Annotated in this window: 13 protein-coding genes; 5 read left to right on the plus strand and 8 right to left on the minus strand. The window is 40.0% G+C overall.

Annotated features, from left to right (window positions below):
- Positions 1-13: 13 nt before the first annotated feature.
- Positions 14-685 carry an endonuclease III gene (gene nth / locus J2Y37_RS13755; RefSeq protein ID WP_171063464.1) on the plus strand — a complete coding sequence of 224 codons (672 nt, stop codon included), beginning with the start codon at positions 14-16 and terminating at the stop codon, positions 683-685.
- On the opposite strand, the gene J2Y37_RS13760 is transcribed toward nth, so the two are convergent.
- The 4 genes from J2Y37_RS13760 to J2Y37_RS13775 all read right to left on the minus strand — a co-directional run bounded on the left by J2Y37_RS13760 (position 682) and on the right by J2Y37_RS13775 (position 3,561).
- A complete protein-coding gene (locus J2Y37_RS13760; RefSeq protein ID WP_349033173.1) occupies positions 682-870 on the minus strand; it encodes a hypothetical protein in 189 nt (62 codons plus the stop codon). The genes nth and J2Y37_RS13760 overlap by 4 nt on opposite strands.
- 60 nt (positions 871-930) lie before the next feature.
- On the minus strand, positions 931-1,584 hold the full coding sequence (adk, locus tag J2Y37_RS13765) for an adenylate kinase (protein WP_004670460.1): 654 nt from the start codon (positions 1,582-1,584) through the stop codon (positions 931-933).
- A gap of 82 nt (positions 1,585-1,666) precedes the next feature.
- Positions 1,667-2,980 carry a hypothetical protein gene (locus J2Y37_RS13770; protein ID WP_004670459.1) on the minus strand — a complete coding sequence of 438 codons (1,314 nt, stop codon included), beginning with the start codon at positions 2,978-2,980 and terminating at the stop codon, positions 1,667-1,669.
- Between the two features lie 62 nt (positions 2,981-3,042).
- On the minus strand, positions 3,043-3,561 hold the full coding sequence (locus J2Y37_RS13775; RefSeq protein ID WP_241322719.1) for a hypothetical protein: 519 nt from the start codon (positions 3,559-3,561) through the stop codon (positions 3,043-3,045).
- 302 nt (positions 3,562-3,863) lie between these two features.
- On the opposite strand from J2Y37_RS13775, the gene mrdA reads away from it, so the two are divergent.
- Together mrdA and rsmD are read left to right on the plus strand one after the other, a co-directional pair.
- Complete coding sequence (gene mrdA / locus J2Y37_RS13780; RefSeq protein ID WP_349033174.1) at positions 3,864-5,849, plus strand: penicillin-binding protein 2; 1,986 nt, start codon at positions 3,864-3,866, stop codon at positions 5,847-5,849.
- Positions 5,849-6,400, plus strand: coding sequence for a 16S rRNA (guanine(966)-N(2))-methyltransferase RsmD (gene rsmD, locus J2Y37_RS13785; RefSeq protein WP_349033175.1), 552 nt, complete (start codon positions 5,849-5,851; stop codon positions 6,398-6,400). The genes mrdA and rsmD overlap by 1 nt, the downstream gene beginning before the upstream one ends.
- Here rsmD and J2Y37_RS13790 read toward each other — a convergent pair.
- A complete protein-coding gene (locus J2Y37_RS13790; protein WP_349033176.1) occupies positions 6,397-6,693 on the minus strand; it encodes a hypothetical protein in 297 nt (98 codons plus the stop codon). The genes rsmD and J2Y37_RS13790 overlap by 4 nt on opposite strands.
- A 383-nt stretch (positions 6,694-7,076) precedes the next feature.
- Between J2Y37_RS13790 and J2Y37_RS13795 the strand changes: the two genes are divergently transcribed.
- Together J2Y37_RS13795 and J2Y37_RS13800 are read left to right on the plus strand one after the other, a co-directional pair.
- The gene (locus J2Y37_RS13795) at positions 7,077-7,412 is read left to right on the plus strand and encodes a hypothetical protein (RefSeq protein WP_349033177.1); all 336 of its coding nucleotides are present in this window, start codon (positions 7,077-7,079) and stop codon (positions 7,410-7,412) included.
- A gap of 38 nt (positions 7,413-7,450) precedes the next feature.
- Positions 7,451-8,089 carry a DUF2238 domain-containing protein gene (locus J2Y37_RS13800; protein ID WP_005197773.1) on the plus strand — a complete coding sequence of 213 codons (639 nt, stop codon included), beginning with the start codon at positions 7,451-7,453 and terminating at the stop codon, positions 8,087-8,089.
- A 27-nt stretch (positions 8,090-8,116) separates the two neighbouring features.
- On the opposite strand, the gene blp2 is transcribed toward J2Y37_RS13800, so the two are convergent.
- The 3 genes from blp2 to pstB all read right to left on the minus strand — a co-directional run bounded on the left by blp2 (position 8,117) and on the right by pstB (position 12,674).
- Positions 8,117-10,294: an Ig-like repeat protein Blp2 gene (blp2, locus tag J2Y37_RS13805; protein WP_349033178.1), complete on the minus strand. Its 2,178-nt coding sequence runs from the start codon at positions 10,292-10,294 to the stop codon at positions 8,117-8,119.
- A 326-nt stretch (positions 10,295-10,620) separates the two neighbouring features.
- Positions 10,621-11,583, minus strand: coding sequence for a protease SohB (gene sohB, locus J2Y37_RS13810; protein ID WP_004670451.1), 963 nt, complete (start codon positions 11,581-11,583; stop codon positions 10,621-10,623).
- Between the two features lie 179 nt (positions 11,584-11,762).
- Entirely contained in the window at positions 11,763-12,674 is a 912-nt protein-coding gene (gene pstB, locus J2Y37_RS13815; protein ID WP_034595073.1) for a phosphate ABC transporter ATP-binding protein PstB, read from the minus strand.
- Positions 12,675-12,682 lie beyond the last annotated feature (8 nt).

The raw sequence follows: 12,682 nt of genomic DNA on the forward strand, positions 1-12,682 counted from the left end.
GCCCGTTAAAAATATGACCAAAAAGCAGATTCAAACCTTTTTTGAGCGTTTACGCGAACAGCGACCAAACCCTGAAACGGAACTCAATTATTCATCACCATTTGAGTTATTGATTGCGGTCATGCTTTCAGCACAAGCCACCGATGTCAGTGTAAATAAAGCCACCGACAAACTTTATCCAATTGCGAATACCGCCCAAGCCATTTTCAACCTCGGTGTAGACGGTTTAAAAACCTATATAAAAACCATTGGCTTGTATAATTCGAAAGCTGAAAATGTCATCAAAACCTGTGGTATTTTGTTGGAACAACATCAAGGGCAAGTGCCTGAAACGCGCCAAGCACTTGAAGCTTTACCCGGTGTTGGTCGGAAAACAGCGAATGTGGTGTTAAATACGGCTTTTGGACAACCTGCAATGGCGGTAGATACCCATATTTTCCGTGTCGGTAATCGTACAGGTTTAGCGGTTGGCAAGAATGTTTTAGAGGTAGAGCATCGCTTAGTTAAAGTCATTCCTAAAGAATTTATTTTAGATGCGCATCATTGGTTAATTCTACACGGACGTTATTGCTGTATTGCACGTAAACCCAAGTGTAATGAGTGCATCGTGTCTGATGTATGCAATTGGCCTGAACGCTTTGAGTTTGGCGCTGCCAAAGCAATTCCAATCAAAAATCTCACTTAATCCTGAGTCTCTTTATTCTTGTTCTTTTGCAATTCAGGATGTAACTGACGTTCTTTGCCATTTTGCTTATTTTCCAAAGCTTGTTGCGCTTGCACATGACGCAGCATTTTTTGACTTTGGTACAGTAAGAATAACAATAATGCAAAACTTAAAATAACAGCGGCGATCAAGACAATCTTTAGCATTTTTTCTCCAAAATAAAAAGAGCCCTATATTCAGAGCTCTTTTTCAATCAACAATCCAAATTATTTATCTAGGATTGCAAATAAATCTGTTTGCACGTTTTCGATTGCACGTAAACCATCTAACTTATTGTAAGTTGGTGCATTTTCGCCAGAAGCAGCACGACCTTGATAGAAACCAACCAATTGTTCAGTTTCGGTATGATAAGACGTTAGACGCTTACGAATCGTAGCTTCTTGATCATCAGGACGCTGTACCAACTCTTCACCTGTTTCATCATCCTTACCTTCCACTTTTGGTGGATTGTAAACAATGTGATAGACACGACCAGAAGCTGGGTGCTGACGACGACCTGAAAGACGCTGAACAATCTCTTCATCTGGTACATCAATTTCAATCACATGATCAATACTGATACCCGCTGATTCTAATGCTTCAGCTTGTGGAATCGTACGTGGGAAACCGTCAAAAATACAACCATTTTCACAGTCAGGCTGAGCAATACGTTCTTTAACCAAGCCAATAATCAGCTCGTCAGATACTAAGCCACCTGACTCCATCACGCTTTTCGCTTTTAAGCCAAGTTCAGTACCTTCACGAATTGCAGCACGGAGCATATCACCGGTTGAAATTTGTGGGATATTGTAGCGCTTACAGATCAACTGAGCTTGAGTACCTTTGCCTGCCCCAGGTGGTCCGAGTAAAATAATGCGCATAAAGAACATCCTCATCTAAAAACAATAAATTTTAAATTGAGCAATATCATACAGAGTTATCACTCAACCAACATCAAATTAATTATAAGAAAGCAACAAATAAGTGAATTAAACCAGCCAAGAAACCAGTTACCCCACCCAGTACAATTAAAATCCATTCATCTTCTTGGAATGCAGGACGTAATAAGTTCTGGAACTCTTTCGGTGTTAGTTCACGAATACGCTCTCTAAACATATGAAAGATTTTCTGCGCACGGCTTGCATTCAAGGCTGGATCACATACTGGACCCATGGTAATTTCAATTGAACGATCAATCAAGTCGGTCTTTAGTCTAGCATACTCCCTAGGACCTAAAGATAACTGCAACGAGGTGCGTACCAATGGTGTTTCCATGATTTCATTGATATGACGTTTAACAATACGGCGTGTTTTATCTTTCTTACTGCCATACATCATTTCAGTCATAATTGACTTCAAGGTAATCAAATCTTCAGTCACTACACTCGCAAATACATCAGAAACTTCTTCCTGACGCTTCATAAATGCACCTTGAACATTATAAGTTCCAATCTTGAGGACTGGCACAACCCAAGGGAATTTGCGGTCTTTGGTCAAACGGAAAAACTGCGGATAGCGAACAGGATGGGGTTGAATTGGATTGAATACCATCCAAATTGCGATCCAGTTGGTCAAGAAACCCCATATCGCGGCCCAAAACGGCACTGTCCAATGCCAAGGCACCACGAACCATACAATCATCTGGAAGATACCGAAGAACATCCCGATGAGTGCACTAATATGCCAAATAAAGTTAATTTCTTTTTGTCCGACCTTGAGGAACATGCGCACCATTAAACGGCGATCACCTTCCATCTGGCTGACCACCATTTCGCGCATATCTACCAATGACTCAACATTCAGAGTCAGCTCAGTGACAAGCTCTCTCAAGGTGGTTGGTAATTGCTTATGTGCTTGTGCATAAATACGGCGTTTAATGGAATAAGGTAAGTTTTCCCATAACACCGCATTGCGATCAATCATGACTTCATCAATGAGATGTTCAAGCTCAAAACCAACTTGCTCACCAATGATCATCGCCATGTCTTCAGGATCCATTGCTTCTAAAAACTCGCGCAATGATCCTAATTTAGACAGTGTATTATCGGTAATAATGCCTGAAATACGCCCCGCTTTGCGTGGCACGATTCCTTGCCACCCCACAGGCAATGGCCCTAAGTGAAATCCCCAAAAATTAATCGGGTAAAACACCATTTTTAAAGCCATCCACACATGTGCCCAAGTCACAAAAGCAGTTACAGGTATAATACTGAGGACTGCCCAAAAATCTGGACGTGCTAAAAAAATCTGCCACAATTCATTGACGTAATCAAACATGCATGACTCTCAGAATTATTGATACATGATGGTTTATAAAAAAATGAACAGTGTGTTCACTCCTATAAACCAAAACTTAACGAATATGAAAATTGCAGCGTTGGTTCAGTTTTCTCAATCACGTTTCCACGATCATTTTTGAGTTTTTCACCCGCTCCAATTCCCACACTAAAGGTACTGATGCGTTCTGAATTTAGCCACACGTACGCAAGATCGACACCTGCGCCTAAACGCGCTTTTTCTTCACCATCAATTTGTTTACTTTCTATATGGCCGGCATACGCACCGATGTAATAACCATTTTTATCTGTGCCAGTAAGATGATACGGATAGCGAAATCCGACTTGTCCCCCTGCTGGATTTTCATCATTTAAAAAAACACCCGCTTTGGCATAGGCGATCCCATAAGGATTTACCCACTCAAGATTGGCATGTAATAATTTTTTGGTAAAACCAGCCCCAACATTCCACGTTGAAACGTTTGCCCCTGTCAATTTTGCTTCGGGAAGATATGCATTCTCTCCAGCATGCGCTAAACCATTTGATGCTAAAACCGCGAGTAAAAGATAAATTTTTCTCATTATTTTCTCCATTTTCCCTAAGAGTGTATATTGGTCTTTCCATTTCAAACAGTTTGTGACTTTAACAGAATTATTTTGCTTCTAATATACAAGACCGTACAATTTTAATGTCTGCAAAGTCAAAAACTGTCGCGTCATCATTTGCATGAAGTGTTGAAAATTCTACAGTAAGATCATGCAACTTACGTTAAAATGTTTAGCCAATCCACCCCTCAATCGTATAATTAAGTCGACACCCTATGAAACAGCACTTTCTTTTAAAAAACATGCAACAAGAAAAGCGCATTTATAAGGGTCGAATTTTGTTTGCAATGTTTCTGGTTGCGACTTTTTTACTTTTACTGATTTGTCGTTATGCATATTTACAGATTGTTCATTACGATGATTTTACAACGGCCTCAGATAAGAACAGAATTCGCTTGCAACCGCTTCCGCCTGCTCGTGGTTATATTTATGACCGCAATGGTATCCTGTTAGCAGACAATTATCCTGTATTTACAGCCACACTCAGTCGTGCTGATGTCAGTGATATTGACGATAGCATTGAGCGCTTAGTTCCAATCCTAAATCTCACACAAGAAGACGTTGACCGATTTAAAAGTCGTGTAAAAACAGCACGAAAGACCGAGCGAATCACCATCAAACTTAATCTAACCGAAGCAGATATTGCCAAGTTTAGTGAAGTTAGATATGCATTTCCCGGCGTAAAAATAGAAACACAAATGACCCGCTATTATCCATTTGGTGAGTTATTTGCGCATGTAATCGGCTATGTAGGTCGTATTAACGATAAAGAACTCAAAGCGATTGATAAAGACTTATATGCGGGTACCAACCTCATTGGCAAAATTGGGGTGGAAAAAAGCTATGAAGAACTGTTACATGGTTTCCCTGGTTACGAGTCAGTTGAAGCTGATGCTCACGGCAATGTACTGCGCAATCTAGGCCGCAAAGATCCCACTCGCGGTAATGATTTATATTTGTCACTGGACTATGGCTTACAAACCATTGCATCAGAGCAACTCGCAGGACGTCGTGGTGCAATTGTGGCGATGGACCCGCGTACAGGTGAAATTTTAGCGTTGGTGTCTAGTCCAAGTTTCAATCCAAACTTATTCGTAACTGGAATTAGTTTCAAAGATTATGGCGAGCTGCGCGACAATCTGGATCAACCCCTATTTAACCGTGCTGTCCAAGGTGTGTACCCTCCAGGGTCAACCATTAAACCGATGTTTGGTTTAGGTGGTATTCACTATGGCTTGGTGGATTGGAATACAGCGATTTCTGATCCGGGCTATTTCTCACTACCGGGAGATAGTCACCGCTTCCGTGATCACAAAAAGAGTGGTCATGGTCTCGTCAATATGCACAAAGCACAGATTGTTTCATGCGATACCTATTTTTATGTACTGTCTTATCGCATGGGCATTGAAAAAATGAATGACTGGATGCGCCAATTCGGTTTTGGCGAAAAAACAGGAATTGATTTGCCGAGTGAAAGTACAGGCTTATACCCGAGCCCTGCATGGAAAATGCGCACTCGAAATGCAAAATGGTTAAAAGGTGAAACGATTTCCGTGAGTATTGGACAAGGTGCTTTTACCTCAACACCTTTACAATTAGCAATGGCAACTGCCATTACAGCAAATCAAGGTGCTCACGTAACCCCTCATGTATTACGTGAAACCAAAGGTACCAAAAAATTTGATGTCCACAATGCCCCAGACGGACAAATTAAATTTAATGGCACACTCGATGATTGGATCAAAATGCGTGAGGCAATGGTCGATGTCATTCAATCAGGTACAGGTCGAGGCATCAAAAGTGGTCTACAATATTCCATTGCTGGTAAAACAGGGACAGCCCAAGTTAAAAGTATTGCGCAAGGCAAGCGTTATAATGAAGCGGCACTTTCTGAACGTCAGCGCGATCATGGTCTATTCGTTGGTTTTGCCCCTGCCGAAAATCCTGAAATTGCCATTGCAGTGGTTTGGGAAAATGGTCGAAGTGGCGGTGCAGCCACACAAATTGCCCGTCCAATTTTTGATTATTGGCTGGTAAAGCGTAAAACTGATCCATTGCGTCCAGCCAACCATCAAGTTAGCGGTGGTCTCATGACTGCTGGTATTAAACCGGGTGAGTTACCAAGTGGTAACGGAACGATCGAAATCACCCAACAAAATACAACGGCAACGACAGACGCAGCACCGACCAATAATCCTCCAATCGTAACTAATAGCACAGCGACAACAACTCCTGCTCAAGCAAGTGAAGGAGCAACTGAATAATGAAAAATCAATTGCGTATTATTGGTGGAGAGTGGAAACGTCGAACACTCCCATTTGCCAATATTGAAGGTTTACGACCTACACCTGATCGGGTTCGTGAGACTTTATTTAACTGGCTGATGTGGGACATTCAAAATACACAGGTCTTAGATCTATGTACTGGATCAGGTGCACTTGCTTTTGAAGCCCTATCACGTGGCGCTGCTCAGGTCGTGATGATCGAACCGAATGCAACTCAAGCAGGTTTTTTAAAAGAAAACATTCAACTGTTAAAAGCCCAAAACTGCAAATTGCTCATATCAACAGCACAACAGGCTTTAAAGAAATTAAGCACTTCATCATTTGATGTGGTCTTTCTCGATCCACCTTATAGTCTTGATCTATGGCAAGAACTGGCTGAATTGACTGATCCATTGATCGTAGAAAAAGCTTATATTTACGTCGAAGCTGATCGAGATTTATCTCAACTCAAACTTCCAGCTACATGGAAAAAAGTTAAAGAAACCAAAGCAGGTCTGGTTCGAGCAGCTTTATATCAAAAAATAAGCTAAAAAATACTTAGCCAAAAGAACCGAATCAATTGTCCACGATCATAAGGGAAACTGGATAGATATTCATAACCGATGCGATTGCTTTGATTGAGTTGATAAACGATGCCATAGCCCAGTGAAATTGAGAAATCGTCCAAAGACAAGTTTGTGGTATCGCCTGTTAACATTTTTTGATTAAACTGATTGGTTTGGTATGCGGTGTAGTTATATACACGCCAACGTTCATCTTGAAAAAATTGATTATGCAAAACGGAGTAATCAGCCTGCCTCTGTGGATAGGCTGAATCAAACATGTGTTCAGCATCATCGTTTATCTCTGCAAAAAAATCATAGTCATTCGCATAAGTTCCAACAGAGAGAATCATCAAAAAATAGAATAAGAGAATGTGCTTAATATGCATAACAAGATGTGTAATGATGACCCTCTTTAGCATACCGCTAAAAATCATTTTTTATCAATCAATTGAATATTTTTTATGCTTGATACACAGTCATTTTAGAAGAATAGTTCCATTTTTAAATCAAACCTATTTAATTTTTGTTCAATTAGATATGCAGAGCAAAAAAAGATTAAATTTTATTATGTTAGACATAAATAATTAATATATAAAATCAATATTTTATACAATAATGCCAACTCTTAAATTTCACCTTATCTCTCATGAAGCTTTTTTTCTTGTCTATTGTCACTTTAAGCTTAACTGGTTGTGTCTTTGGACAATCGAATGAAATAAAACGTGCCGAAAAAATTTTGCAAAATTTTCAATGTAATAATATTGAAACGAGCCAACTCGCCACCTCATCCATCACCAACTTTCATCAACAAACCCTTGCAGTAAATAAAGAAAAAGTGTCAACTTACATAGACCAATATAAAAATGGTGAAGATCTTTTTAACATTCCTTTGGATGAGGTTGTAGAACAAAAATATCAACTTTATAAACAAGCTTGTCAGGCACTTGGCGGAGTATCATCCCCAAAGCAACAGATTACTTTAGGTTCTGCTGAGTAAAGAAAAACAGATGTGCTTGGCTTATTTTTGGAAATCGCATGATCGAAAAACATCTAAGTTTGAAGCACTACATTGCACTTGCTATGCTTATACTGGCTGTAGTCGTTGCCAGTATTGATCCACTCGAATTTGAATCATACCTGCTCCATCAGGCAGGTACGGTTTTGATGCTAATCGTACTGATCCTAAGCATAAAAAGGATCGGCATCAGCTTTGTCAGTTTTTGTTTATATCTACTTTTTCTTTTCATTCATATCGTTGCGGCACATTACCTCTATTCCTATGTTCCTTATAATGAATGGATCTTAAAATTATTTAATTTCGACTTAAATCAAACCATGGGTTGGTCACGCAATATGTATGATCGACTAGTGCATTTTGCCTATGGGGTATTACTCTACCCTTTTTTCTATCGTTGCTTTCAAGTGTGGTTCCCAACTGCAAAGCCTTTTACACTGTTCCTATTGGTCATTCAATTTGTCATGGCTTCAAGTATGCTTTATGAGCTACTGGAATGGGGACTTTCGTTGGGTTTATCTCCTGAAGATGCTGAAAACTATAATGGTCAACAAGGTGATATGTGGGATGCACACAAAGACATGTTCTTGGCAACGATAGGTGCGATTCTCATCGGAATAATTCAACTCTATAAAGAAAAAACTCCTATTCGAAAATAAGAGTTTAAATTGACACGATTTCGCCTATTAAACGATTGAATGCTGCACTACTTCTAACTGTTCAAAAGGATCAGATTTCATGACTTGTGCATATTCAACATGTGTTGAGTATACCGCTTGAGTTGTGACGGCAGCAGTTGATTCTGTCCCTACAAACTGATTGAGTACATCATCAACTTGGTGATCAGAAGAATCTGATGAGAGCAGTAAATCATCTATTAGCATGTTTTCAAGCTCTGGCGGTTCATCAAAAGTTACGATCGAATCACTTTCTAAAGCCGCTAAATCAATGGGTTCTACTAAAGAAACTTCAATTGAATCTAATTCCAAATTTTCACTGTATGCAACGGTATTGGTTGTCGTCGGTGCAACCACAGTAAAATTAAATGAATCACTCACTTCACTGGTATTACCTGCGGCATCCGTTTGCGTGAGGGTGATCTTATGTGCCCCTAAAGCAAGATCTTGGCTGATTTCGAAACTCCATTTTCCATCATTTCCGACAGTAACAGTTCCAATTGGTTGACCATTATCATAAATGGTTAAAACAGCTTTTGCTTCGCCTCTTCCAGATAAAACAGGTTTGGCATCATCGGTACTGCCACCTGCTGCGACTGCACCTTTTACTGCACCAACATCATCCATGACCTTTTCTAAGATTGGCTTATTTGGCGCAATGGTATCTTTACTACCCACCACATTTGCCTCAACCGAACGATTTCCAGCAGCATCAATCACGTAAACCTTACCGATATTTTTATCAGTTAAAGCTGGCGATACAGCAATAGTGAATTTCCCATCAGCTCCCACTGTACCCGTACCAATAATTTTTCCATCTGCACTTCTGATTTCTATTTTGGCATTGGCTTCAGCTGTTCCAGAAATCGAGTCTCCATCAGCGGTGATTTGTACTGAGGCTTTATCGGGTGCAATGGTGTCTTTTCCTGCACTAATTTCCACAGGCTTAGATTGATTGCCTGCCGCATCTTCAATAATAATTGTGCCTTTGTCACCTGAAGCCAATGCAGGAGAAATATTTACCTCAAATTTACCTTGTGCATCAACCGTACCACTGCCAATCACTTTCCCATCCGCATCTTTAATTATTACCTTGGCATTAGCCTCTGCTTTTCCGTGGATAGAAGTACCTTCTTTATTGACTTCGATTAAAGGTTGTTCAGGTGCAACCGTATCTTTGCCCGCAACCACCTTGGAAGGTTCCGACTTATTACCAGCCGCATCTTCTGCTACGACTGTTCCGCCTTTGTCACTGGTTAATGGCGGTGAAACTTGAATCGAATATAGCCCCTCTTTATTGGCTTTGACCGTACCTAAAAGATGTCCATCCGCATCAAAAATAGACACTTTGGCATTGGCTTCTGTTTTCCCAGTCACAATCGTTCCATCTGCATTTAATTGTGCAGTTGGAGCATCAGGGGCAATTGTATCTTTGCTTCCTGTGACTATCACACCTTGTGAAACATTTCCTGCACGATCTACAGCAACGACACTGACCTTATTACCGTTGACCAATGGTTGATCGAGCTTAATGGTATAGTTTCCTTGATCGTCAGCTTGCCCCGTGGCGATCACCTTACCAGTCAGATCACGAATCAGAATTTTCGCTTTTGCTTCGGTTTTTCCTGTGATGGTTTGGGTGTCGCTAGATAAAGCTGCGGTTGGTGTGGCTGGGGGGGTGATGTCTGGTGATTTATTATCTTTATTTTTATCTTTGTCATCGTCATCTTTCACTGCCCATAAATAAACTCCTTCCGCGGCCAGTGCCACCAGACCCGCTTTCATCAATTGTGATTTGCTGATCCCACTATCATCTATTCCATCCTGTCCCATGGGCGTTTGTGCAGGGACTTCCGTATATGCAAATTGAGTTAACTGCGTTGTTGGGACATAACGAATAAATTTTCCAGAATCATCAAATTGAGCAACCTCATAAGTACCGTCCTCTTTGACGAGTGCTAAGGTATGTTCAGTGACATTTACATCATTATAAAAACCACTGATAACAATTTTTTCTCCACTGTTGAGTGTAATGACAAGGTCATCACCTTGTTTCATCATGGATTTAATATCTGCTTGAGTTACACCAATCTGAACAATAGAAGGTTGATTAAGAATCACATCTTGCATTTGCGCATCTTGTAAAGTCATTAAATTTTTTTTTGAAGAAACGACAACCTTTGTCATTATTATACTCACTGATCAATTATATTTTTAAACACTTGTCGATTAATGAATAATTAAGTTATTAATCTAGCAATTAAAATATCAAATGATCACGATAAGGACAATCTTTGCCGACAGAAGTTTTGTCAATTTTATTTAACTAACCATTTGTTCAAAACTCCTGTCAGAAATGATGAAAATAACCACCAAAAAATAAAGAAGCCAGTCATATGGACTGGCTTTCTTTTAAAGAATCGATAGACCTTTTCATCATTATTTACCCCTCTTTGTATTTCTCCTAACTGGAGTAGCAAAAGGATGTACGAAAAAGTCTATTGTAAATTTAATTAGAATTTAGGATCACGCATTTGAACCAATGTACTGTTCGCTTTAACTAAACTATCAGTAATTTTATTCATTACCGTCGGAATCAAACTCTCAGCCATTTGCGCAGCTTGCAGACCGAGTTTTTCACCCAAAGTTGGACGTTTACGCGTATTGATCACATAGACATCGTGCTGTGAAAGTAAGCCAAGCAAATATTCATCAGAAGTCTGTAATTTATCGACCAAGTTTAATTCACGCGCATCTTCACCATACCAATGTTCGCCTGTTGCAACTTTTTCAACATCGAGTTGTGGACGATATTTTTCAATAAAGTGTTTAAATAAGACATGCGTTTGCTGTAACTCTTCTTCAAACTTGGCTTTGCCTTCCGCTGTATTTTCTCCAAACATGGTTACAGTACGTTTGTACTGCCCAGCCGTATACAGTTCAAAATCAACATTATTATGTTTTAGTAAACGATTGAAATTTGGTACCTGCGCGACTACGCCGATTGAGCCAACCACTGCAAATGGTGCTGAGATAATTTCATTGGCAATACATGCCATCATATAACCACCGCTTGCAGCGACTTTATCGACACAGATGGTGACATGAAAACCAGCATCACGTAACCGTACCAACTGTGCAGCTGCCAAGCCATAGCCATGCACCATCCCACCAGGACTCTCCAAACGTACTACGACACGATCCTGACCCGCTTTGGCTGTAGCCAATATCAAGGTAATTTCTTCACGAATCGAATCTACTGCCGAAGCTTGGATGTCCCCTTTAAAATCGAGGACATAAATTTTTCGATCATTCTTTTTACGAACTTTTGCTTCTTTAGCGAGTTGTTGAACAAGCTGTAATAATTCCAAACGAGATGCGGTGGTTTGCGTAATCTTTTTTCTTTGTTCATTTACACGCGCATTTAAATGACTGATACGAATTTCAGCAGGAAATTTAGGTAAATGGAATAACATAAAATAAGTGCTCTTTAGTTCGGCTTTATTGCTCTAAGATGTGGCCTGTTCAATAAAAATTCAATAGCGATTTTGCAAAATAGATTCATTTTCATCGATATAACAAAAAAAACACCCAACCAGCCAGACGCTTGGTCCGACATGAAGGGTGTTTTTTAGAGCGTTCGTGCGGAAAATAATTAACCGAAACGACCCGTAATATAGGCTTCAGTAAGCTGATGATCAGGTTGAGTAAAGACTTTTTCAGTCGAATTCACTTCAATTAAATCACCTAAATGGAAATAAGCTGTACGATCAGAAACACGCGCCGCTTGTTGCATTGAGTGCGTTACGATTGCAATGGTATATTGCTCTGAAAGCTCAGAAATAAGTTCTTCGATTTTTGCTGTTGCAATCGGATCAAGCGCAGAACATGGTTCATCCATCAGGATCACTTCTGGACTAACTGCAATCGTACGTGCGATACACAAACGTTGTTGCTGACCACCCGATAAACCAGTCCCCGGTTGGGCTAAACGATCTTTCACTTCGTCCCATAGCCCTGCTTTACGCAAGCTATTTTCTACAATTTCTTCTAAATCATATTTATTGCGTGCAAGCCCATGTAATTTTGGTCCATAAGCGACATTTTCAAAAATCGACTTTGGAAATGGATTCGGCTTTTGGAACACCATACCTACCTGTGCACGTAACAACACAACATCAAGATTAGGATCGTAAATATCTTGTTCATCTAAAGTGACTTTACCCGTTACACGACAGATATCAATCGTATCGTTCATACGGTTCAAGGTACGTAGAAACGTTGATTTACCACAACCTGACGGTCCAATAAATGCAATCACTTCATTTTGGTAAATATCAAGATTAATGCCTTTGATCGCTTCAGTTTCACCATAATAAACATGAACATCTTGCGTACTGATCTTCACATCACCATGCTGCAATTTTTTCGTATGGGCCGATGTTTCAAATTGTGCGACGAAAGCGGTACCTTGCTGTGCAGGTCGTTCAGACGATGTAAATTGAGTTTGCTGTGGGTTCACTGATTTATCCTTTTCTAAGGAGTTCGTGGTATCTATAGTATTCATCATGTTAT

The organism is Acinetobacter sp. 3657, from assembly GCF_031456775.1.
GTDB lineage: Bacteria > Pseudomonadota > Gammaproteobacteria > Pseudomonadales > Moraxellaceae > Acinetobacter.